The sequence below is a fragment of the Photorhabdus sp. RM96S genome (genome assembly GCF_042879335.1).
Lineage (GTDB): Bacteria > Pseudomonadota > Gammaproteobacteria > Enterobacterales > Enterobacteriaceae > Photorhabdus > Photorhabdus kayaii.
Genome location: NZ_JBHFKT010000092.1, coordinates 1 through 3,134 on the forward strand (window position 1 = coordinate 1; position 3,134 = coordinate 3,134).

6 protein-coding genes and 1 pseudogene are annotated in these 3,134 nt (G+C 32.3%); all 7 read right to left on the bottom strand.

The window, feature by feature from the left end:
* Window positions 1-217, bottom strand: a pseudogene (locus ACGF49_RS24220) (type VI secretion system domain-containing protein); the annotation flags it as partial.
* A gap of 298 nt (window positions 218-515) precedes the next feature.
* Window positions 516-767 carry a hypothetical protein gene (locus ACGF49_RS24225; RefSeq protein WP_387493209.1) on the bottom strand — a complete coding sequence of 84 codons (252 nt, stop codon included), beginning with the start codon at window positions 765-767 and terminating at the stop codon, window positions 516-518.
* A gap of 54 nt (window positions 768-821) precedes the next feature.
* Entirely contained in the window at window positions 822-1,052 is a 231-nt protein-coding gene (locus ACGF49_RS24230) for an AHH domain-containing protein (protein WP_387493212.1), read from the bottom strand.
* 312 nt (window positions 1,053-1,364) lie between these two features.
* The gene (locus ACGF49_RS24235) at window positions 1,365-1,568 is read right to left on the bottom strand and encodes a hypothetical protein (protein WP_387493215.1); all 204 of its coding nucleotides are present in this window, start codon (window positions 1,566-1,568) and stop codon (window positions 1,365-1,367) included.
* A gap of 187 nt (window positions 1,569-1,755) precedes the next feature.
* Window positions 1,756-2,037: an HNH/endonuclease VII fold putative polymorphic toxin gene (locus ACGF49_RS24240; protein WP_387493217.1), complete on the bottom strand. Its 282-nt coding sequence runs from the start codon at window positions 2,035-2,037 to the stop codon at window positions 1,756-1,758.
* Window positions 2,016-2,348 (bottom strand): hypothetical protein, encoded by a 333-nt coding sequence (locus ACGF49_RS24245; protein ID WP_387493220.1) that lies wholly within the window; start codon window positions 2,346-2,348, stop codon window positions 2,016-2,018. The genes ACGF49_RS24240 and ACGF49_RS24245 overlap by 22 nt, the downstream gene beginning before the upstream one ends.
* A 226-nt stretch (window positions 2,349-2,574) precedes the next feature.
* Window positions 2,575-2,811 (bottom strand): hypothetical protein, encoded by a 237-nt coding sequence (locus ACGF49_RS24250; protein WP_387493223.1) that lies wholly within the window; start codon window positions 2,809-2,811, stop codon window positions 2,575-2,577.
* Window positions 2,812-3,134 lie beyond the last annotated feature (323 nt).

Sequence of the window (3,134 nt, forward strand, 5' to 3'; positions counted from 1 at the left end):
CCGGAGGATGCAGCCAGTTCAGCGTGGCGTCTGAGATAAAGGGGCTCATATCAGAGAAAGACAGGTTTTGCAGGACCGGCAGGCGGTCAAGAAAGGCCCGGAGTTCATCGCGGATAGCGTCAGCCACGGCGTGGTAACCCAGTTTGCCGGCGGCCTGTGCCGCGATAGCGGGCCCGTCCAGCCAGTAAGGGGCCAGGGTCAGACTCTGTTCTATCTCTATTTATTCTCTATTCTTCAAAAGAATAGGATTGAAAATAACTCATGCCTTTTTGTCTTTCTTTATACCGCACGGCATAATTTCTTTTTTAAATATAGAAAATATTTCTTCTAATTTAGCGTTTTGATTAAAATAAATATCGATAAATGCTTATCATATTTAACCTGTCATTACATTCGTTATTTACTTCATTTAGAAAGTTATCGTATTCTATGTTATCAACTAACCCTTGTTTCTTTCTTATAAGATATTATTTTCTTTTTCTCATCTTTTTTTAACTTGATCCTGGGTGAATATTTTACTCTATCAAGGATATCCTTTTCTGCTTTTTATAATCATCATGAAGATAAAACTCGGATATCCGATCAGAGAAAAATTTACTCCAAGATATATAGTTACCTGGTATGTCTTGATCGAAAAGAAGTTTTAATGCCCTATCTTTATTATCAATAACTTCATATTCATTAAATTCTTCAATAGAACTGGATGAAAAATCCGAACGTTTAAAAAATTCAACAGGTTCCATATAAAAACTTATTATCTCATCCATATTAAATTATCCTAAAATTTTACTCCAGAGATCAAAGATGCTTTGTCTGACTTTTTAATTTACGTCTTTCCCCTGAATATTAGTGTTATACCTATCTTTGGATCTAATAATATTACCATTCCCCATATCTTTTTTAGTTATATTTTGGATGTTAGCTATTTGTTTCGATATGGCATCAGTTGATTGATTTAAATTTATTTTATCCAGAGCATTTCTTATTGTATTAGCATATCCGTGATGATTACCTTGATGCCTTGCCATTGCACTAACCCGTCGGCGTGGCATGGGTATTCACCACGGTAAGAAAGAAGCCAGCCGGAAGCGATTCCGGTTTTTTACTGTTTCAGAGAGAAAATAGAATAAAATATCTAAAATATTGACTATGTATATATTTACTATGAATCTTATATTTTTCTGTATTATTCCTTTGTTTATCTTCTTATTTATTTTATATTTTTGTGATTTTAAATTATATATTTAATATATAAAGTCAACCCTGTAAAATATTTATTTTAAGTAAATAACAAACCGGAAAGATCACTGGAGTATTTCCGGTTTTTTGTTATTTATTGGAATGATCAACAATAAATTAAAATGTTAATCCCATCTTTCATCTATATATGGAGTAATACCATCTATTGTTAAAAAATCCGCATTACATAACAAATAAAAATTCTTATTGGTTATTTCAATAGATGTAGAATCATGGGTGCTACTAATTTGTGGAGAACAAATAAAACCCACTTTATTTCCTTTGCTTTCAAATGAATTTATATTAGACATACTTAAAACTAAACTCATCGCATTAAATCCTTTATCATCCCACTTTTTAGGATATACGGAAGGGATTTTTTACATATAAAATAAAGTTGTAAAGATGAATAATGATGAAAAGTATAACTAATGAGTTCGACTTTGCTTATATCAAACTCATTATTAAACATATATTTTATTTGCTCATTTCTTATCGCATTACTAAACCACATAATCACATCCCTAAAGGAAAATTATAATGTCCATGAGTGTCTGGAACACTTCCCGTATCTAATATTTTTCCGGTTACTTTATCAACTGGTCTAACATTAAAATGGGGTTCTGCTCCATGTAAAGGCGTTGCCTTTGCATGCCCTAAACTGTGTTCTTGAATAATTACGACAGAACCTTGCTTATCCCTATAGTGATATTGTCGGGTTTGAACTGGGACACCTTTAGCATTATGAACATTACCTCCGTATCCATCCCCTAAATCTACCGATATTCCTTTGTCCATATTGGCTTACCATTATTGCCAATTATTGTTTCATTATTTGAATCAGTCATACGAACATGCCTATACTGACTTTCAAAACCAGTTTTTGGATCAAATATTTTATCAGGCTGTTGATTCATTGGTATTCCCGCGTCTCTTTTTGCTGTTCTAAAAGCCGCATTCCTTGAACCAAATTTAGTAGGACATTCTGCCAGCCCGTAAGGGTCAACAAAGTTGACCGGATTATGGACGTACGAATACGGATTAAAACCCGCAAGTAATCCTATTGGATATTCGCCACGGTAGATATCATCAGAAGGCCGGAAGATCACGCGGATCTTTCCGGCTTTTCATATTACTACATTGATATATCAAATATGTGTAATTCGTATTCATCCTCACTCATATCGATAACTCTCATTGGATTAAGTGATAGGACATTAATATCAAATGTATGATGCAATAAAAAATGACTAGATAAAAAATCATGTAGATCAATAATGTTGAATGATATTATTATCCTTCCTTCAAAAAACATATAGTAATTATTATTCTCACCTATACTATATTTATTTTTGATTGCATATATGAATAAACATCCTCCTTATTAACAGGAAGAGCCAACTTGCATTCCGGCATCTCATTTCTTTTCAAAATACCGTCATACATATTCTTATGCCATTGAAATTCATCGTTATTTGCAAAATATATCGATGTATTTTCAATCCCTCTAATGCTATCGATATATTTCTTTGCTCTTAGTAAAAGCAATTTTTCTTCAAGTTTTTTATTCATAATAAATATGGTGATCGTTGGTTTTAGGGTCTGTTATTATATTTTTCATCCAACATTATGATTTTTTCAAATATTCCTCCATACATCATTAAATCAGAATTATAAAAATGACAGAGGAATATAATCGTACCATTATTTAATACATTTCATTGGGGTTACGGCAATTTTCTTTTTACCCTTTTCTTGCTGCTCTCAATGTCATATCTATAATCTATACCCGTAATCATTGAAGATGCTTGATTTTATCCGAAATGGAGATCATTATCCTCGCTATGAAAATATTTATTACATCAGAACAAAAAATCAAACTTGAACGTCTTCAC

Excerpts from the sequence above, each read along its gene's own strand:
- ACGF49_RS24250 (WP_387493223.1), bottom strand. The coding sequence starts at position 2,811 with ATGAATAAAAAACTTGAAGAAAAATTGCTTTTACTAAGAGCAAAGAAA.
- ACGF49_RS24240 (WP_387493217.1), bottom strand. The coding sequence starts at position 2,037 with ATGGACAAAGGAATATCGGTAGATTTAGGGGATGGATACGGAGGTAAT.
- ACGF49_RS24230 (WP_387493212.1), bottom strand. The coding sequence starts at position 1,052 with ATGCCACGCCGACGGGTTAGTGCAATGGCAAGGCATCAAGGTAATCAT.
- ACGF49_RS24235 (WP_387493215.1), bottom strand. The coding sequence starts at position 1,568 with ATGAGTTTAGTTTTAAGTATGTCTAATATAAATTCATTTGAAAGCAAA.
- ACGF49_RS24225 (WP_387493209.1), bottom strand. The coding sequence starts at position 767 with ATGGATGAGATAATAAGTTTTTATATGGAACCTGTTGAATTTTTTAAA.